Consider the following 20,358-nt stretch of genomic DNA (forward strand, 5'->3'; position numbering starts at 1 on the left):
GATTTACTTCGTATTTCGAGTTTCGTGCTTAGAATTTTGAATTTTATCTATTGAGGGGATCATAAATGCCCGACAGGAAGAACCCCATTATTGCCATAGACGGACCCGCAGGCTCGGGAAAAAGCACTATCTCAAAACTTTTAGCCGAGAAACTGAATTATTCTTATATAAATACCGGCGCAATGTACAGGGCAGTCGCGCTCAAGGTTATGTCTTCAGGCTTCCCGCTTGAAGACACTGCTTCGATAACTAAAACCGCGCGGGAAATAAAAATAGAGTTTAAAAACATCGACGGCAAGACAAAAATCTTTATTGACGGAGCTGAATCTAACCGGCTTGTTTTCAAGCCGGGAGTGGATAAGGTAGCTTCAACAGTGTCAAAAATTCCGGATGTCAGAAAGGCAATGGTCGCGCTGCAGCGTAAAATGGGCGAAAAAGGCGGTGTTGTGCTTGAAGGAAGGGATATCGGGACGGTGGTATTTCCGGATGCCGAATTTAAGTTTTATCTCGATGCCGGTATCGAAGAAAGGGCGAAGAGGCGATATAACCAGTTAAAAGAGAAGGGCGAGGAAAGGAATTTGGATACTCTTGCGCGGGAAATTGAAAAAAGAGACAATCAGGATTCGACCAGAAAGACCAGCCCGCTGAGAAAAGCCGAGGATGCCGTTTATGTTGATACAACCGGCATGACGATAGGTCAGGTAATAGACAGGATATCATCGCATATAAGGGGAAAAACAGGGAAATGACGTATTTGATAAGCAGGTTTATTATAAAAGTTTTCGCTAAATTGTTCTGGTCTTTTAAAACATATAACATGGACCGGGTACCGGCAAAAGGAGCTGTTATTATCGCCGGCAACCATGCCAGTTATATGGACCCACCGCTTGTAGGCTGTTGCGTGAAAAGGAAACTGTGGTTTGTGGCGCGGAAGACTCTTTTCAGAAATAAGTTTATGGGAAGGTATCTTAAAATGATACAGGCGATGCCTATTGATAACAAAGCGGCTGATGTCGGAGCACTGAAGATGATCTTAAAAAAATTGAAAGAGGGCGAAGGTGTTGTTATATTTCCGGAAGGGACACGGTCAACGGATGGGGAACTGCAGGATCCGAAACTCGGCATCGGCGCCATCGTCCTTAAAACAGGTGTTCCTGTCGTCCCTGCCTACATCCGGAATTCCTATAATGCCTGGCCGCGCGACTCCAAGACGCCCAAATTCGGGGTGAAAGTCAAAGTCTATTACGGCAAGCTCCTGCAATTCAACAAGATAGCAAAACCTTCCAAAGAAGAAATCAAAGAAGCCTCCGAGCGCATTATGAGGGAGGTGGAGGCTTTGAAAGAGGGGGCTGTTTAAAAGCATCAGACTAATTAGATGATTTTTAAAGGAGGTTTTTATGAAGTTCAGAACCACCGTGATTGTCTTAATCGTGATATTGATACTTTGTGTTTTGGGTTTAATTATCAACTATAACGGTTTTGTGAAATCGGAAAAGGAAGTTGAAGAAGCAAAAGCGCAGATAGAGGTTGCTTATCAAAGAAAAATAGACCTTATTCCTAATCTGGTCGAAGTTGTGAAGGGCTATGCAAAACACGAGAGAGAAACGTTTGTCGCCGTTTCAGAAGCCCGAAGCAGCGCAAAAGAAGCATTGGACAGTGTCGCCGGTAAAAAAGATTTTACCAAGGAAGACCTAAAAATGCTGAATGATTCCCAGTCAAAGCTCAATGTCTCTTTAATGCCTTTGTTTGCTGTAGTCGAAAGATACCCTGATTTAAAATCACAGGCGAGTTTCCTGTCTTTGCAGGATCAGCTTGAGGGCACGGAAAACAGGATTGCGGTTGCCAGGAACAGATACAACCATGATGTTAAAATCTACAACATAAAGATATCTGCGTTTCCCGGAAACATTCTGGCTTGCCTGTTTGGTTTTAGCAAGAAAGACAGTTTTGAATCCTCTGCGGCGACGACCGGTGAAACCGTGAAGGTGGAATTTTGATAAAGGTAATAAGAAATTTATGCGCGGCGTTATGTGTTTTTATAATCCTGGGGTTTTTATCAGGCGGCTGCGGCCATAAAGATGAAAAATTTGACCTTTCTAAAATAATAAAATCCCGCCCGAAAAAAAACTTTTCTGTTTATGATTACGCCAAAATACTCAGTTTTCCCGATGAGTATCTCATGAAACGAACTGGGAGTTTTAAAAAAGAATACAATATGGAAGTTGTGGTTGTGATAATACCTTCTTTGGACGGAAAAGATGTGGTAGAGGTATCTTCCGATCTGTTTTCAAATTGGAACATTGGTAAAGACAACAATGGCAGAGGCATTTTGTTTCTTGTATCACAGGATGAGAATCTTGTTAAAGTTGAAGTAGGGTATGCGCTGGAAAATACGCTGACTGATTTTTTCTGCGGCTATATAGAACGCAATACAATGGCTCCTTTTTTCGAAAACAACCAGATAGACGAGGGATTCAGTTATTCCCTTTGGAGAATTGAAGATAGGATAGAGGGAAAATTGACTGACGGGAAAATAGAAAATCTCAAAAAAGCGGGTGATGAATATTTATCCGGCGGAGGAGGGGTGAAAGCAAAAAGTCCCATAGGAAAATTTCCTGTTTATCAGGAACTGCCGGATGTTGAAAAGGAATATTATTCCGCCCAGCCGACACCTGAACTTCTGTGGGAAAGGTACCTTGAGGCCATTAAAAATAATGTGACAGACCCTTCTTTGGGGATTTACGCTGAAAGCAAAAATGCCATGTTGAAACGTTATCAGGAATTCTCGACGGGATATAACTGGGATTGTTATCAGAAATATTCGTCTTGTCCATATGAAATAAAAGAGAAGGGCGATTATGCCGTTCTTATCAGCGACCCCAGAGTTTTCTTTATGAAGAAAAACGAAAAGGGGTGGCAGATAGATTTCGTGAACATGAGAAAATGGTCGCGGGGAACTGAAGGCTGGATTATATGCGGAAGCAAGCATCCGTACATATTTCCTTTTAAGGAGGAAAAATATGCGTCCAGACTCAAAGATGGGCGGTATTTTTACGAGTATTCCAATGTTTCGGGTGTCTCCGATAATTTTGAAGAGTATCTGACTAAATATGAACGTTTACTTGAGGAAGACCCGGATAATGTCGACTATATGATAAAATTGGCGGAAGGTTATATGGACCTTACTTTGCCACACCTAGCGGTTCCTCTCTTTAAAAAAGCCATTCTGATTGAACCGGATAATCCTCTGCCCTATAAATATCTGGGGCTTATGTACAGAGATTTGCTGCACTGTTACAAAGAGGCAGAGAAGTTCATTGACAAATATATAAAATTGCGTCCTTATGATCCCAAAGGGTATGAGTATGCGGGTAATTTATATATCAGGTTGGAAAGGACTAAAGAGAACTGTGAGAAAGCCGCAAAATACTGGCTTGGATATGCCGAATGTTCTGAAAACAATAAGAATTATGGCTACAACAATGCTGGATATTTTTATTTTAAATGTCAAAATTATGATAAAGCTGAGGAATGTTTTTATAAGGCGTTGAAACTTAATCCCAGGGATAAATATCCGATAGAGTGGCTTAAGAAAATGCACTCTCCTATCCCTGCATTGCCTCAGGAAGAAAGTTCTCATACGGAAGTGGTTTTCGAGCAAAAACCTGTCAGCGGAGCCAAAGCATGGGCATTAGCAGCTTCAGCTGTTTTGACGGAGGTGAATGGGCGTAGTCATGTTTTACTAGGCACCAGGAAAGCAACAGAAAAAAACATTGAAAAACAGCGAAAAGCTATAGATGAATGGTGGGACATAAAGACTAAAAAAGATTTGATAGGATCATTAAGATGGATTAAAGAAGGAGGTCACCGCAAAGGTTTTGAAAAAATGGGGGCATATATCTCGTCATTAAATTTTGCCCAGTATAACCAGCTTCTGGCACAAGAGGGAACTAACCCTGAGAGTAAGAATAAAATAAATATTGTTTCCAAATATTATAAGAAGCTTGGAGATAAGAGCCTGTTGGGGTGGGACTATTCCAGGTATATATCGCTTTGCAGATGGGGATACCTGACGGGGTTGTTATCTGAAGAAGAAACATGGCAGTTGATTATGCCTGTGGTCCGTATGCTTCAGAAAAGATTTGATTCGTGGAAAGACCTTGGGGAGAATTACCTGATTGGGAGGCAATACTGGTCCTACAGCCAGACTCAAAAAAATGGGGATGAGTACGAAGAAGCATATCAAAAGCTGCTTAATGACCCCCGAAGCCCATGGAATACCCTGCCGTGGGATATGAACCTGAATTAGCGCAAGATAACAAAGATATTGTTGCATTTATCTACTACGGCAAGCTCCTGCAATTCAACAAGATAGCAAAACCTTCCAAAGAAGAAATCAAAGAAGCCTCCGAGCGCATTATGAGGGAGGTGGAGGCTTTGAAAGAGGGGGCTTCCTGAAAGGCCTCTTTATTTGTTGCAAGGAATATGGATGTATGTTAGAATGATTTATCTGTTATAAATAATTCCATCCGGGGGTCTTGATGGAGCCGTCTTTTGGCATTCGTTTATTGAACCTTTTTAAAGAAAGCGTAGAGCTGTCTTCAACCGAGATAGCCGCAGTCCTTGACATCAATCTTTCATCAGTTGAAAAGGGCCTGTTCGATTTTATGCAGAACGGATGGGTCCAGGCGAGAGTTTCCGGCGAGACATTATTTTATTCTCTGGTGAAAGAGCGCCTTCGGGAGATAAATTATTTTATTAATATGTACAGCCGCTCAAGGATGGAGAAAGATATTTCCCGCCTGGAAAACATACTTAAAGCCAGATTCTCAACCGAGGAACCGGCCAACTTTTCAAGTTAGTTTCGCATTCGTTTATATAATTCTTTCCGAGATGTGGCGTTAGCGTTATTTCTCTTGACAATTCTTGCGGCTATTTAATATCATACACACTCACTTTTTATCTGATTCATTTTAGATAGAAAGAATATATTAAAAGGAGGAAATAGCAAGGTGATAGCAAAAGAACTGAAAACCAAACAAACACTCGAAGAGCTTGATGAGTCAAGCGAAAATTCTGCTGGAAAGGAGGGCATGCTTTCCGATGACGAGCTCAGCAAGTTATATGAGCAGAGCTTCAAAGTTCTCGAAGAAGGGAAAATAGTTGACGGAACCATTATCAGCAAGGATGAAAAAGGCGTGATTGTTGATGTTGGTTATAAATCAGAAGGTTTTGTTGCCAAAGAGGAATTCCGCGATTACGACAAAGTCAAAGTCGGCGATAAAATAAATGTGATGATAGAAGAAAAAGAAAACGAGGACGGTATAATAGTACTTTCGAAACTGAAAGCCGACCGGTCGCTTAACTGGGAAAAAACAATTTCTTCCTGCGAAGAAGGAAAAGTCCTTAAAGGAAGGATATTCAGGAAGGTCAAAGGCGGGCTTATGGTTGATATCGGGATGGAAGCGTTCCTGCCGGCTTCCCAGATAGACGTTAAACACATTTTCAATATGGATGATTATATCGGCAAAGAGTATGATTTTAAAATAATCAAGATTAATCCCCAGAGAAAGAACATAGTCGTTTCAAGGAGAGAACTGCTTGAAGAAGAACGGCAGAGAAGTAAATCGAAACTCATCCAAAACGTGGAAGAAGGACAGATCAGGAAAGGGTTTGTAAAAAATATCACTGATTTCGGCGCGTTTATTGACCTTGGCGGAATAGACGGACTTCTTCATATTACCGATATGACGTGGGGAAGAATATCTCATCCGTCCGAACTGCTTGCTGTCGGCGACCACGTTGAAGTGATGATACTTGAATTTGACAGGGAAAAAGAAAGGATTTCCCTGGGGTTGAAACAGAAAACGGCTAACCCATGGGAAGACATTGAAGAAAAATACCCGGTCGGCTCGAAAATCAAGGGTAAAGTGGTAAGTATTATGCCTTACGGCGCTTTTGTAGAGGTGGAAAAAGGCATAGAAGGCTTAATCCATATTTCAGAGTTGTCCTGGACGAAAAGGATTAACCATCCGTCCGAGATGCTTGCTGTCGGGGACAGTGTTGAAGCGATGGTCCTTAATCTCGACAAATCCAACCAGAAAATTTCGCTTGGATTAAAACAAACTGAACATAATCCCTGGGAAAAAATAGAGGAAAAATATCCTGCAGGCACCAAGATACGCGGGAAAGTCAGGAATCTTACCAACTACGGGGCTTTTGTTGAGTTGGAGGATGGTATTGACGGATTAATACATATATCCGATATGTCATGGACAAGAAAGATCAACACCCCTTCGGAAATCCTTAAGAAAGGTGATCTGGTAGAGGCTCAGATAATTTCCATAGACAAGGATAATAAAAAGATTGCGCTGGGAATGAAGCAGTTACAGCCCGATCCGTGGGACCAGGTCAAGGATTCTTTTAAAATAGGCGATGTAGTTAAGGGAAAAGTTAACAAGATAACGAAGTTCGGAGCTTTCGTGGAAATCGGCGAAGGAGTGGAAGGGCTTATCCATATTTCTCAATTGTCGGATAAACCCGTTGAGAAGGTAACTGATATATTGAAAGAGGGTCAGGAAGTTGAAGCAATGGTCATTAAAGTGGAAAAAGAAGAGAGGAAGATAGCTTTAAGCCTTAAGGATGCATCGGGACCGGAAACAGGCAAGTCAGAGGATGAAGAAACAGCGGAAGAAAACTCCGGTGAGCATGATGAAGAACCGGAATCGAAATAAATCTTAATAAAAAGGGACTTGGTCAAACAAGTCCCTTTTTTCGCGCCTTTTTCAGGAGATAGTCGTGAATATTACGGAACAGTTAAAAATCTTATGCGGCGGGGTTGAAGAAATAATACCCGAAGCGGAATTCAAAAACAAACTTGAAAAGTCCGCTTCCACAGGTAAACCGCTGAGGATAAAATGCGGAATTGACCCCACGAAACCCGATGTGCATATCGGACACCTTGTCCCTTACAGAAAGATGAGGCAGTTTCAGGATTTAGGGCATACAGGTGTTGTGATAATAGGTGATTACACCGCTTCGATCGGGGATCCTACCGGAAAATCCGAAGAGAGACCTCATCTTACACCGGAAGAAGCTAAAAGAAACGCTGAAAAATATCTCGAACAGTTATATAAAATTCTGGATCCGGAAAAAACAAAAGTTCATTTTAACGGCGAATGGTTTTCAAAATTTTCCTTTAAAGATGTACTGGGCCTTGCGAGTAAAGTTACATTTGCGCAGATAATGGCCCATGAAACTTTCAGGACGAGATATGAAAAGGGAGAGCCGCTCTCTATGCATGAACTTATGTATCCCCTTCTCCAGGGATATGATTCCGTTGAAATAAACGCGGATGTTGAATTAGGCGCTACTGAACAGAAATTCAATATTCTTATGGGTCGGGAATTACAGAGAGCTTTCGGAAAAGAACCTCAGGTCGCGATGCTGTTTCCTATTCTTACAGGCATAGACGGAATAAATAAAATGTCAAAATCCTTGGGTAATTACATCGGTTTGAATGACAAGCCGGATGATATTTTCGGCAAAGTCATGAGCATACCCGACAGCGCAATCATAAATTTTGTTGTTTACGGAACATCCACAGGACAGGATTTTGCCGATAAAGCAAAAAACCATCTTAAATCCGGTAAAAATCCGAGAGATTTGAAACTTGAACTTGCGGAAATAATCGTGAAAGAACTATCTTCCGGGGATGATGCCGTTAAAGCGCGTGAAAATTTTCTTAATACTTTCAGCAGGAAAACAGGCCCGGCGGAAGAGCTTATTCAGACAATCAGCATAAAACCGGGAAAATACTGGGCAGTGAAACTGCTCGTCGATAACGGCTGCGCTAAAAGCAACGGAGAAGCCCGGAGACTAATTGAGCAAGGCGGGTTTGCAATCGGAGATGTAAAGATAGACGATGTTGATTTGGAAGTGAATGTGCCGGAAGACACAGACGGTAAATTGCTGAAAATAGGGAAAAAGAAATTCGCGCGCATTGTTGCCAAAAAATAATTTATATTTTTTGTAGAAAAAAGTTGACATAGCTTTTCAGTTTTAATATTATGGTCGCCGTGCTCTTTATAATGTAAATAGAAAAATAGCGGTTTTTATCGTGTAAAATAAATATTTGTAAAAGGTATTGACAAATAGAGATTTCAGAGTATATTTGTTAAAGGCAAGAGCAAGCTAATATCTTTTATTAAAATTTTGTTATTTGATAAAGTGACAGCTTTCAGGTTGTCACTTTTTTCTGCGGTTTTTCTGCTCTTTGAAATTTGAATAGTATGATGTGAATTGTGCAAGGTGCTTCTGTTTATTTAAGAAATACCTGATACTTTTAAGTGTCAGGTTCAAGCTTTTTTTATGGAGAGTTTGATCCTGGCTCAGAACGAACGCTGGCGGCGTGGATTAGGCATGCAAGTCGTACGGTGTTGATCCGGATAGCAATATTTGGATTAACATAGTGGCGGAAGGGTGAGGAACACGTGAGTAACATGCCTCAAAGAGTGGGATAACTCCGAGAAATCGGAGCTAATACCGTATATGTCGGGAATTAGGCATCTTTTTCCCGGTAAAGATGGGGACCGTAAGGCCTATCACTTTGAGAGTGGCTCGCGTCCTATTAGCTAGTTGGTAGGGTAACGGCCTACCAAGGCAAAGATGGGTAGCTGGTCTGAGAGGATGGTCGGCCACACTGGGACTGAGACACTGCCCAGACTCCTACGGGAGGCTGCAGTCGAGAATCTTTCGCAATGGGGGAAACCCTGACGAAGCGACGCCGCGTGTGGGATGAAGGTCTTCGGATTGTAAACCACTGTCAGCAGAGACGAAACATGTTAAGGTGAACAATCTTAATGTTTGACGGTATCTGCAGAGGAAGCCCCGGCTAACTTCGTGCCAGCAGCCGCGGTAATACGAAGGGGGCAAGCGTTGTTCGGATTTACTGGGCGTAAAGGGCGTCTAGGTGGCTGAATAAGTCGAATGTGAAATCTCCCCGCTCAACGGGGAAATTGCATTTGAAACTGTTTGGCTTGAGTACAGAGGAAGAGAGCGGAATTCCTGGTGTAGCGGTGAAATGCGTAGATATCAGGAAGAACACCGGTGGCGAAAGCGGCTCTCTACTCTGATACTGACACTAAAGCGCGAAAGTCAGGGGAGCAAACGGGATTAGATACCCCGGTAGTCCTGACCGTAAACGATGTACACTTGGTGTAAGAGGTATCGACCCCTCTTGTGCCGCAGCTAACGCGTTAAGTGTACCGCCTGGGGAGTACGGCCGCAAGGCTAAAACTCAAAGGAATTGACGGGGGCCCGCACAAGCGGTGGAGCATGTGGTTTAATACGACGCAACGCGTGGAACCTTACCCAGGCTTGACATGTAACTGCAAGTCCTGTGAAAGCAGGATTCCTTCGAGGGTGTTACACAGGTGTTGCATGGCTGTCGTCAGCTCGTGTCGTGAGATGTTGGGTTAAGTCCCGCAACGAGCGCAACCCTTATTCTTAGTTGCTAATCCGAAAGGGTGCACTCTAGGAAGACTGCCCGTGTTAAACGGGAGGAAGGTGAGGATGACGTCAAGTCAGTACGGCCCTTACGCCTGGGGCTACACACGTGCTACAATGGCCGGTACAGAGGGTTGCCAAATCGCGAGATGGAGCCAATCCCAAAAAGCCGGTCTCAGTTCAGATTGAAGTCTGCAATTCGATTTCATGAAGCTGGAATCGCTAGTAATGGCGCATCAGCCACGGCGCCGTGAATACGTTCCCGGGCCTTGTACACACCGCCCGTCACGTCATGGAAGTTGGTAACACCTGAAGTCCATGTAATAACCGTAAGGAATTAGTGGCCCAGGGTGGTGCTGATGACTGGGACGAAGTCGTAACAAGGTAGCCTTACCGGAAGGTGAGGCTGGATCACCTCCTTTCTAAGGAGTAACCGCCTGCAATGGATTTATTCATTATAGGTAATGATTTTCGACCTGTAAAAAGGCGAAAATCTGGTAGGTCGGTAGCACTTGCACAAACATCATACTATTCAGGTTTTAAAGAGCTTGTTCTTTTAAGATTTTTTAAAATGGTTGGTTCACGAAAGGACAACGGACCTTGCAGTTGGCCAATTCGCGACCTTAATTGGAGGGCCTATAGCTCAGTTGGTTAGAGCGCAGCCCTGATAAGGCTGAGGTCGGTAGTTCGACTCTACCTGGGCCCACCACCAACAAAAATTTTGTTTAAAAATTCGAAATACAAATATCGAAACGAAAAGTAAAGTATTGAATTTGAATATTGTTTTGGATTTCGAAATTATAATTTAGGATTTTATTTTTTTTGATCTTTTTGATTTTTTATAAAGCACTGGAAGGGTATTTGCCCTTACTTTCCGGCTTCCTTAATAAAGGAAGATAATTGTGGGGTAGTAGCTCATCTGGTAGAGCGCCGCCCTTGCAAGGCGGAGGTAAGGGGTTCGAGTCCCCTCTACTCCACCAGTGAACCGTCGCTCCGAAAGAAGGTTCAGGTTAAGGTTGAGGGAAATAGGTTTTAATATTAAGTTAAGATTGAGAATGAATCTCGGTTTTAACTTAATATTAAAAGCTGAAAAAACAGAGCTTTTATTTGTTCTTTGACAACTGAATATCAGTAACAATAGAGAACTGCTGCAACAATTGAGCAATATAGGATTCTTTAAGGTCAAGCTATTAAGGGTATGCAGTGGATGCCTTGGCATCGTTAGGCGATGAAGGACGTGGTAAGCTGCGAAAAGCTTCGGGGAGGCGCAAACTGCCGTTAATCCGGAGATGTCCGAATGGGGAAACCTATTTCAGGTAATACTGAAATACCTTGTGCTGAATACATAGGCACAAGGAGCGAAACTGGGAAAACTGAAACATCTAAGTAACCCAAGGAAAAGAAAACGATAGTGATTTCCTGAGTAGTGGCGAGCGAAACGGAAAAAATTTGCCTAAACCTGATAAGTGTCAAGCCGGCAGGCGTTGCTTATCGGGTGTCGCGGGATCCAATGATTTCAATCTGCCGATTGGAAGAGAAGTTACAAATCTGTTTTTTAGCGGAATAGTCTGGAAAGTCTTCCCATAGAAGGTGAAAGGCCTGTACGCGAAAAGAAGCAGACTTCTTATTTGGATTCCCGAGTACTGTCAGACACGTGGAACCTGGCAGGAATTTGCCCCGACCACGGGGTAAGGCTAAATACTAAACGATGACCGATAGTGAACTAGTACCGTGAGGGAAAGGTGAAAAGAACCCCTGTTAGGGGAGTGAAATAGTACCTGAAACTGTATACTTACAAACCGTCGGAGGCCTATGCTTCGGTTATCCGAAGAACGGCTGACGGCGTGCCTTTTGCATAATGATCCGGCGAGTTTATTCTATGCGGCAAGGTTAATCCTTTAAGGGAGAAGCCGTAGCGAAAGCGAGTGCTAAACGCGCGATTAGTCGCATGGATAAGACCCGAAGCCAAGTGATCTATCCATGGCCAGGTTGAAGCCTCGGTAACTCGAGGTGGAGGACCGAACTAGTGAGTGTTGAAAAACTCTTGGATGAGCTGTGGATAGGGGTGAAAGGCTAATCAAACTTGGAGATAGCTGGTTCTCCCCGAAATATATTGAGGTATAGCCTCGTGTAATAGTTACTGGGGGTAGAGCACTGGATGGGCTAGGGGTCTTACCGGACTTCCAAAACCAACCAACCTCCGAATACCAGTAACCGTATCACGGGAGGCAGACTGCGGGTGATAAGGTCCGTGGTCGAGAGGGAAAGAGCCCAGATCGCAGGTTAAGGTCCCTAAATTTACGCTAAGTGAGAAAGGAAGTGAAATCTCTAGAACAGCTGGGATGTTGGCTTAGAGGCAGCCATCATTTAAAAAGTGCGTAACAGCTTACCAGTCGAGAGGTTTTGCGCCGAAAATAATCGGGGCTAAGCGTAATACCGAAGCCGCGGATTTATCCCGCCCTCGGGCGGGGTAAGTGGTAGGGGAGCGTTCTATACGGATTGAAGGCATACCGGAAGGAGTGCTGGACTGTATAGAAGTGATTATGCCGGAATGAGTAGCGATAAGGTGTGTGAGAATCACACCCGCCGTAAACCCAAGGTTTCCTGGGGAAGGTTCGTCCGCCCAGGGTTAGTCAGGACCTAAGGCGAGGCCGAAAGGCGTAGTCGATGGACAACAGGTTAATATTCCTGTACTGTCTTGGTGAGTGATGGAGTGACGCAGTAGGCTAAGTGGGCCTTGTGCTGGATATCAAGGTCTAAGCGAGTAGGGGGATTGATAGGCAAATCCGTCAATCATTACCCTGAGAAGCGACGGGACACGGAGTCTTCGGACGAAGTGGATTCACTGACGCCACACTGACAAGAAAAACTTCTAAACTTATTGCCAGGATACCTGTACCGTAAACCGACTCAGGTGGGTGAGGAGAGAATCCTAAGGCGTGCGAGAGAACTCTCGTTAAGGAACTCGGCAAATTAACCCCGTAACTTAGGGAAAAGGGGTGCCTTAACCCGTGATGTAATTAACTTGCAAAAGCGGGATAAGGTCGCAGTGAAATGGCCCAGGCGACTGTTTATCAAAAACACACGACTCTGCTAAAGCGCAAGCTGATGTATAGGGTCTGACACCTGCCCGGTGCTGAAAGGTTAAGGGAAAGAGTTATGTCCGACTTGTCGGACAGAAGCTTAGAACCGAAGCCCCAGTAAACGGCGGCCGTAACTATAACGGTCCTAAGGTAGCGAAATTCCTTGTCGGGTAAATTCCGACCTGCACGAATGGTGTAACGATCTGGGCACTGTCTCAACGAGGGACTCGGCGAAATTGTAGTGGCGGTGAAGATGCCGCTTGCCCGCGGCTAGACGGGAAGACCCCGTGAACCTTTACTGTACCCTGATATTGGATTTTGGTATGACTTGTGTAGCATAGGTGGGAGGCTTTGAAGTCCCGGCGTCAGCCGGGATGGAGCCGTCAGTGAAATACCACTCTGGTTATGTTGAAATTCTAACTGTATGCCGTGAATCCGGCTGCAGGACATTGTCAGGCGGGCAGTTTGACTGGGGCGGTTTCCTCCCGAAGCGTAACGGAGGAGCACGAAGGTTACCTCAGCACGGTTGGCAATCGTGCGACGAGTGTAAAGGCATAAGGTAGCTTAACTGCGAGACAGACAAGTCGAGCAGATACGAAAGTAGGTCTTAGTGATCCGGCGGTAGAATGTGGAATTGCCGTCGCTCATCGGACAAAAGGTACTCCGGGGATAACAGGCTTATCGCTCCCGATAGTTCATATAGACGGAGCGGTTTGGCACCTCGATGTCGGCTCATCGCATCCTGGGGCTGAAGAAGGTCCCAAGGGTTTAGTTGTTCACTAATTAAAGCGGTACGTGAGCTGGGTTCAGAACGTCGTGAGACAGTAAGGATCTTGCTGTCTATAAACTTGACTGTATGCTGGAAAAGCCGGCGTATTTAAAACTACCGTGATATCCTTTATTATGGTAAAAATGTTTTAATGCGGCTAACCAGCAGGAAACATAGGGCGGGCAAAGTATGGATAACAATTACATCTCAGGGTTTGTTGATGGAGAAGGAACGTTTCATATCTGCTTTCAACGTAGATCTGATTTGAAATATAATTGGCAGGTAGTTCCCGAATTTCATATTAACCAAAACGGGACGAGCAAAAATGTGCTCGAGAAAATAAGGAATATTCTTGATTGTGGTTATATAAAAAGAAATGACGGGAAAAGCGAAAAAGACAAAACCCTGGTGTATGTGGTTAGAAGAAAAAAGGATCTTCTTGAAAAAGTTATTCCATTCTTTGAGAAATATCCATTGTGGACCGAAAAACGCAATGATTTTCTGAAATTTAAAGAAGTTCTAAAGATGATGGATAAAGACCAACATCTTGTTGATAAAGGTTTCAGAAAAATTGTAGACATTGCTTTTTCAATGAACGCAGAGGGTATTTACCGCAGGATAAAAAAAGAACAGATTTTATCCACTTATGGATCCTCAGAGACTATACGTCAGGCAACCTGAAAATTCAGGTTAAAGATATAGTCCGAACTGCATAGCGATATGCAGAGGTAATTTGAAAAGATTACCCGCCTTTTCGGGAGTTTATGGAAGAGGTTAGTATCCCGTTAGTTCGGGAGAAAGTAACAGAATGTCGGTCCCTATCTACCGTGGGCGTAGGAAGTTTGAGGGTGACCAGTCCTTAGTACGAGAGGACCGGGATTGACGTACCAATGGTGTTCCGGTTGTTCCGCCAGGAGCATAGCCGGGTAGCTAAGTACGGAATGGATAAGCGCTGAAAGCATCTAAGCGCCAAGCCATCCCCAAGATAAGACTTCCCAATCAGGCTCCTTGTAGACTACAAGGTTGATAGGCCAGGTGTGTAAGTCCAGTAATGGATTTAGCTAACTGGTACTAATAAGCTGATCGGCTTGACCATTTACAAACTATATTGGTTGATATTGTTTGCTGCAGTCCTCATAAAAGATATTCAGTGTTTTTGTGAGGAGTGTTGCGGGTTTACCCGCAACCTCCTCATAGTCAATAATTTTTCCCGGTGACAAAATAGAGAGGTGGCAACACCCGATCCCATTCCGAACTCGGCCGTTAAGCACCTCATCGCCGATGGTACTGCGATCACACACGTGGGAGAGTAGGTCGTTGCCGGGGTAAATATTCTAAAAGAGGGGTTAATTTAACCCCTCTTTTTTTGTTGCAAAAAACCCGCGGATATGTGAAATTATCTAAATATGAAACGTGTTTATATAAATATATTATTTTTTATCTGTTCTGCCTGCCTGTCTCAGTTGTCTTACTCGGCCGCAAAAAAACCGTTTGACCTGCCCGGATGGGTATTAATCTGGAATGATGAATTCGAAGAATCCGAACTGAATTTGTCAAAATGGCGTGTTTCCGATACTGCTCCGGTAAAGAATAAAGAGCTTGAGTATTATACACCCGATGATGTTTATCTTGAAAACGGGTGCCTGATATTGAGAAGCCAGAAACGGGATATGGGAGGAAGAGAATACACTTCAGGGCATGTCGATACAAAACTGAAATTTGCCACAACATACGGCAGGATAGAAACACGCGCTAAATTGCCGGGCGGACAGGGGATATGGCCCGCGCACTGGATGCTTCCCGTAAAAGGGGGATGGCCTCCCGAGATTGATATCATGGAGTTGCTCGGACACGCTCCCGACAGGGTTTATATGACGCTTCACTGGGGTCATTGGCCTAACAATCAGCATGCGGGAAAATCTTTCAAAGGCCCTGATTTCACAAATGGTTTCCACACTTTCGCTGTGGAATGGGAACCGGATGAAATAAGGTGGTATGTAGATGATGTGCTGAAATATACAGCCGTAAAAAATATTCCCCGGGAACCTTTTTATATAATTTTGAATACCGCCGTCGGAGGCGACTGGCCGGGTAATCCAAACAGCAAAACCAGATTTCCCCAGCACCATTATATTGATTATGTAAGAGTGTATATCAAAGATATAAAGGGGACCTCTTATCTTTATATTACCGCTGAAAACGGGAAAATCGAGTGCACGCCCTATAAAGAGAGGTATAAAACAGGGGAAACAGTGAACCTGTTTGCAAAACCGGATCTTTGTTATAGGTTCAGCCGATGGGAAGGGGATGCTTCCGGGAAAAATAATCCTCTGCGGTTAAAAATGGACAGCCATAAGAAAATACAGGCTGTATTTGAACCGGACCCTGAAGGACCTAAAGTCATATCCAAAGGTAAAAAAACAAAATCTTCTTCGCTGGAATCGCCCGCGCTGGATGACAGATACGCGGTTGACGGAGATAAGGAAACAAGATGGTCATCAGCATGGTCAGACCCTCAGTGGATAAAAATAGACCTTGGTGATATCTGTAAAATTATCGGAGTGAAACTTTATTGGGAAACCGCATATGCCAGGGCGTATGATGTGCAGGTGTCCATTGACGGAGTGGAATGGAAAACGGTTTATTCACAGAAATCTTCGGGGGGCGATATCGAAAGCATAGGAGATATAAATATAGAAGCCAGATATATCAGAGTTTTCGGTAAAAAGAGGGCAACCGATTACGGATATTCTCTCTGGGAAATAGAAGTGTTCGGAGAGAAAAAGTAGGTTTGCTACCTTGCTTTTTCCACATACTTCTCAACTGTGTTGATGTCGTGGGTCGGACTTCCTGTTTTTTTTCCCTTTTTATCGAAAACCCATATGTTGGGGACACTTCTTATATTATACTGTTTTACCACTTCGCTTTCCCAGTTCACAATATCGATTTTCCTTAATATCACGTCATCGTATTTATTAATAATTTTTTCAAGCCGGGGCGCTATGCTTTTGCATGGCCCGCACCAGTCAGCATAAAAGTCGAATATCACTACATAACCATCTACGAGATAATCTTCTATAGCGACTTTTTTGCCGGAAGATATTTTCTGTTCTTTTTTTGGTTTTTTTAAGGCGGTTGTTTTTGCGACAGGATTATTTTTGGATGGATTAACATGGGATTTCTTAAGCAATTTCAGGTTCTCTATGTCCGACTGTTTTTCAATGGATTCGACTTTGTCCATTGAGAATTTCATTTCGCCCCCTTCAAGCCGGATTTTTACATAATCATCTGTTTGCTTTGTTATAACGCCTTTCATTTGATATCCTGTTGTCAGTGTTATAATATCGGCAAATGATATATTTGCGCGCAGCATAACAAGCAATAGAGTAGCGGTTATAAATAGTTTCAAAATGTTGCTCCTTTGTTATTTTTTAAGAAAGAAAAGTTTTATATCATATTTTCTTAGCGATTTTCCCGTGAAGTCGGTGTTGTATGTCTGGGCTAAAACACCTTTATCGGTTACATGGAGTATGTTTCCCATATTAAGAGTGGGATATCTCCAGAGCTTTTTTCCTTCGATATTGAAAAGATAGAATGTAACGTCAAAATCAAGCGCGTTGAAACCCGATACCGCATCCATGACATTAAAGTTAAATTCGCTTTTAATTGTCGCTATAAGTTTTTCATTTATCTTTGTCTCGCTGCCTTCAATATTTACGTTTTTTTCCACCACGCCATCGGGAAGTTTTATAAATGACAGGACAGCGCTTTTTATCCGGGGAATGTCCTTTCCGTTTTCTTTCATCTGCTCCGCGATTTTTGCGGCCATCTCCGATGCCGAACTGGCTTTGATATCTTTTTTGCCGTCGAGCATATCTTCAAAATCATTGAAAATCGAGGTTAAATCCGGCGTGCCCGCCTGAACGGCTTTCAGATTGGGCTTATCCGATGGCGGCGGAGTTTCAAATGCTAATTTTTCCACCACCAGGTAATTGTTGGTGATTTGTACGGGCTTTAAACCGGCGGAGCTCTCACTCCATATAAGGTGAAAAGTCTTTGAGTCTAAAAGTGAAAGGCTGTTTGTAGTATTAAGAAGGATATATTTATCATTTATCATGCTCAGAAAATACATTTCCCTTTCACTTTTCCACAGGGTTTTCCCTTCAAGGCTGAGGATTTCAGTTCCTGAAGCGCTTACTAAAAGGACGGTATTATTCAGAGAATAAAGCAATCCCATTGCTTCTTTTGACCACTTTTCCGAGCCGTCTTTTATTGAAAAACATTTAACGGTTTCTTCTTTGTTGAACTTATTGTCTTCAAATGAAGTTTTCAGTGTGGATGCGAATACAAAATTGTTTGCTATCGCGCATGAAACTACCTGTGAATCCACTGTGATTTTCCGGATTTCTTTTCCGGTTTCTATGTCATAAAGAGTGATAGACGTTGAGCCTGATGACGGCATAATGAAGGAATCAATAGACGCGTCGTTAACTATGCCGGAGATATCCAGGGTAGCGATATATTTGCTGTCCTGCGCGATTTTCCCTGCGCTCGCGTTTTTTACCCAGAGAGTTTTGTGTTCTTGTCTTGAATATCTGGCGAAGTAAGAATGTGAATTAATCAGTATATCGCCGTTTTTGGCTAAAGTCATGGTTGTCGGCAGAAAGTCGGACAAAAAGGAAAAGATAAAATTTTGCTGGTTTATATCAATTGATTTGCCTATGGGGTTTTCCTGGGTGATACTGCCGTTTGAAGTATCCAATTCCAGAATTACATCTTTTTCCGTCAGCAGGTATGCGATTCCGCTTTCCGCGATCGAAGCTTTTATTGCCCCTTTGTCATCAATATTAAGGGACCATGATTCGCTCGCTTTATATTTGAAGAAAATTTCATATATGGCTGCTCCTGCGACTATAAGAAGAACCAGAAGGATGGTCTTTTTAATAAGCGAGGAAATTTTTGACACCCTTTCCTCTCTGGCGCCTATTTCCCTGGCGCTTTTTTGAGCAAGTTTTTCTGTTAAAGATGAAACTTTGGTTTTGCATTCTTCCGAGCAGAAATATCCATATTTGTTTCTCATTTCAGCGGTTATCTCTTTACCGCATGTATTGCATTTGCCTATGACTTTTTGCTCTATGCCCGGCGGCGGATTAGATGGTGTCCGCTTTATTTTAAGCTTGGAATGATTGTTTTCCGGAGCTGTCGCGGAAGTATGGGTCCCTGATGAAGAAATTTGGACCTGCTTTCCGCAGGCCGGGCATGTTGTTTCATCTAGGACATAATCCGGCGGAATTATGATTATATGGCCGCATTCGCACTTAACTTCTCTCATTTAATTTATCTCCAGGATTTTTGCGCATTTCTCCAGTTCGCTTTCCGATATTTTCTTCAGCTGAAAGGCATCAAGATCCGACTTCTTTATCCTTAACTGTATTGTGGGAAAGCAATATTGGGGATTATGGATTCTGTTCGGGTCGGTTATGTGCAGAACCAGCAAATCTTCATTTTTGAGGCCTCTGATAGTAGGAAAATAGGTTATCATAATACGCCATGCTTCCTTCTTTATGTCATCTATGGATATCTCATTTCTTCTGTAAATCTGGCATATGAACACGAGCCCGTAATCTTCGAGGTAGACTCCCTGAGGCATATTCGCCTGGAAAGCTTTTTGCAGTATGCCCTCAACGATTGATATATCTTTTTGCATATCTGACAAGCTGGCGCTGTTGCCAACAGGCATAATGCGCGAACAGGCGACTTCGGAAAAAGCATTTGATGAATACAAAAAAACAAAAACAGATAACAGGAAAAATAATTTTTTCATGGTGAGGCCTCCTTTTTACTCTTAGACTTTATTATACTACAAAGTGTTCAAATTATATCAGGGATAAATCCTGCGGTGTCATAAAATATTTGCTTTACAATGAAAGAATTTTGATTTAAATTGATTTAATGAATAAGGGGGAGCGTTAGCTGAGATCTTTCCTTTCAGGAAAGGAACCCCATGAACCTGGTCAGGGTAATGCCTGCGGAGGGAAATGGTTGAACAGAGACCTACCCGTATGCGGGTGGGTTTTTTTATGATATGTAAAAACAAGAGTTATTGAGTTAATGGGTTACCGGGTTACTAAGTATTGAACAATTAAATTAATATTATTAAATAACTAAATAACTGCTTTTAAGAAAAGGAGATAAAAAATGAAATTGGATGAAGTTACTGTAACAAGAGCGATTCTAGACTCTTATTTCGGCAAATTAAAAGACTATTCGGATACGGATGTTGTAATAGCGGGAGGCGGACCTGCGGGTATCTGCGCCGGATATTATCTCGCTAAAAAAGGCATTAAAGTTGCTTTATTTGAGAGGAAGCTTTCCGTTGGCGGCGGGATGTGGGGCGGCGGAATGATGTTTAACAGCATTGTCGTCCAGCAGGAGGGGAAGGAAATCTTAGATGCATTTTCAATAGGTTCCGATGAATATGAAAGCGGTTATTATACCTCCGATTCAATCGAAGCCGTGACAGCGCTGACTTATAAAGCGGTAAAGGCGGGGCTTAAGATATTTAACTGTATGAGCGTTGAAGATGTGATGATAGATGAAAAAGAGAACATAACGGGAGTTGTCATAAACTGGTCGCCTGTTGAAATCGCAAATCTCCATGTTGACCCTCTTTGTATAAGGTCCAAATATATCATTGAAGCGACAGGGCATCCCTGTGAAGTGGCGAAAGTCATAGTAAGAAAAGTCGGGAAAAAACTTTTCACGAAAACAGGCGATTTGATGGGCGAAGGCTCGATGAACGCGGAAGCGGGCGAGAAAGCAATCCTTGAGAACACAAAAGAGTTTTATAAAAACGCGTATGTTGCGGGAATGTCCTGCAACGCGGTTTTCGGCGCTCCCAGGATGGGCCCTGTGTTCGGCGGGATGCTCCTTTCCGGAAAAAAAGTCGCCGAAATAATAGCGTCTAAACTGGGGAAATAAATGAGGATTTTACACAGG

General features: G+C 43.1%; 13 protein-coding genes, 2 tRNA genes, 3 rRNA genes and 1 riboswitch. Of the genes, 15 read left to right on the forward strand and 3 right to left on the reverse strand.

The annotated features are described in order from the left end of the window. The first annotated feature begins 65 nt into the window (after positions 1 to 65). From cmk to M0R36_08125, 14 genes are all read left to right on the forward strand, one after another. On the forward strand, positions 66 to 749 hold the full coding sequence (cmk, locus tag M0R36_08060; GenBank protein MCK9555754.1) for a (d)CMP kinase: 684 nt from the start codon (positions 66 to 68) through the stop codon (positions 747 to 749). Then, on the forward strand, positions 746 to 1,357 hold the full coding sequence (locus M0R36_08065) for a 1-acyl-sn-glycerol-3-phosphate acyltransferase (GenBank protein ID MCK9555755.1): 612 nt from the start codon (positions 746 to 748) through the stop codon (positions 1,355 to 1,357). Before cmk ends, M0R36_08065 begins: the two co-directional genes overlap by 4 nt. A gap of 40 nt (positions 1,358 to 1,397) precedes the next feature. After that, entirely contained in the window at positions 1,398 to 1,997 is a 600-nt protein-coding gene (locus M0R36_08070) for a LemA family protein (protein ID MCK9555756.1), read from the forward strand. After that, positions 1,994 to 4,309: a DUF1266 domain-containing protein gene (locus M0R36_08075; GenBank protein ID MCK9555757.1), complete on the forward strand. Its 2,316-nt coding sequence runs from the start codon at positions 1,994 to 1,996 to the stop codon at positions 4,307 to 4,309. The genes M0R36_08070 and M0R36_08075 overlap by 4 nt, the downstream gene beginning before the upstream one ends. Beyond that, the gene (locus M0R36_08080; protein ID MCK9555758.1) at positions 4,273 to 4,458 is read left to right on the forward strand and encodes a hypothetical protein; all 186 of its coding nucleotides are present in this window, start codon (positions 4,273 to 4,275) and stop codon (positions 4,456 to 4,458) included. The genes M0R36_08075 and M0R36_08080 overlap by 37 nt, the downstream gene beginning before the upstream one ends. Positions 4,459 to 4,541: 83 nt before the next feature. Next, positions 4,542 to 4,862, forward strand: a complete 321-nt coding sequence (locus M0R36_08085) for an ArsR family transcriptional regulator (GenBank protein ID MCK9555759.1) — start codon at positions 4,542 to 4,544, stop codon at positions 4,860 to 4,862. Positions 4,863 to 5,012: 150 nt separating this feature from the next. Then, entirely contained in the window at positions 5,013 to 6,734 is a 1,722-nt protein-coding gene (locus tag M0R36_08090; GenBank protein ID MCK9555760.1) for a 30S ribosomal protein S1, read from the forward strand. A gap of 64 nt (positions 6,735 to 6,798) precedes the next feature. Then, positions 6,799 to 8,019, forward strand: coding sequence for a tyrosine--tRNA ligase (tyrS, locus tag M0R36_08095; GenBank protein ID MCK9555761.1), 1,221 nt, complete (start codon positions 6,799 to 6,801; stop codon positions 8,017 to 8,019). Between the two features lie 348 nt (positions 8,020 to 8,367). After that, a 16S ribosomal RNA gene (locus M0R36_08100) occupies positions 8,368 to 9,929 on the forward strand. 210 nt (positions 9,930 to 10,139) lie between these two features. Then, positions 10,140 to 10,216: transfer RNA gene (locus M0R36_08105), tRNA-Ile, on the forward strand. A 195-nt stretch (positions 10,217 to 10,411) separates the two neighbouring features. Then, positions 10,412 to 10,487: transfer RNA gene (locus M0R36_08110), tRNA-Ala, on the forward strand. Positions 10,488 to 10,687: 200 nt separating this feature from the next. After that, positions 10,688 to 14,455, forward strand: a 23S ribosomal RNA gene (locus M0R36_08115). Between the two features lie 113 nt (positions 14,456 to 14,568). Beyond that, positions 14,569 to 14,685 (forward strand): 5S ribosomal RNA (gene rrf, locus M0R36_08120). The 16S, 23S and 5S rRNA genes sit together here with 2 tRNA genes alongside, the layout of an rRNA operon. A gap of 80 nt (positions 14,686 to 14,765) precedes the next feature. After that, on the forward strand, positions 14,766 to 16,148 hold the full coding sequence (locus M0R36_08125; protein MCK9555762.1) for a family 16 glycosylhydrolase: 1,383 nt from the start codon (positions 14,766 to 14,768) through the stop codon (positions 16,146 to 16,148). Positions 16,149 to 16,153: 5 nt separating this feature from the next. On the opposite strand, the gene M0R36_08130 is transcribed toward M0R36_08125, so the two are convergent. From M0R36_08130 to M0R36_08140, 3 genes are read right to left on the reverse strand one after another with little or no spacing between them, the layout of a single operon-like run. Then, positions 16,154 to 16,768, reverse strand: a complete 615-nt coding sequence (locus M0R36_08130) for a thioredoxin domain-containing protein (protein ID MCK9555763.1) — start codon at positions 16,766 to 16,768, stop codon at positions 16,154 to 16,156. Between the two features lie 15 nt (positions 16,769 to 16,783). Continuing rightward, a complete protein-coding gene (locus M0R36_08135) occupies positions 16,784 to 18,691 on the reverse strand; it encodes a PQQ-like beta-propeller repeat protein (GenBank protein ID MCK9555764.1) in 1,908 nt (635 codons plus the stop codon). Continuing rightward, positions 18,692 to 19,183, reverse strand: coding sequence for a hypothetical protein (locus M0R36_08140; protein MCK9555765.1), 492 nt, complete (start codon positions 19,181 to 19,183; stop codon positions 18,692 to 18,694). Between the two features lie 126 nt (positions 19,184 to 19,309). After that, positions 19,310 to 19,414, forward strand: a riboswitch (TPP riboswitch). A gap of 143 nt (positions 19,415 to 19,557) precedes the next feature. Between M0R36_08140 and M0R36_08145 the strand changes: the two genes are divergently transcribed. Continuing rightward, a complete protein-coding gene (locus M0R36_08145) occupies positions 19,558 to 20,340 on the forward strand; it encodes a sulfide-dependent adenosine diphosphate thiazole synthase (protein ID MCK9555766.1) in 783 nt (260 codons plus the stop codon). Positions 20,341 to 20,358 lie beyond the last annotated feature (18 nt).

The sequence above is a fragment of the bacterium genome, from assembly GCA_023228325.1.
Lineage (GTDB): Bacteria > Auribacterota > UBA6266 > UBA6266 > UBA6266 > UBA6266.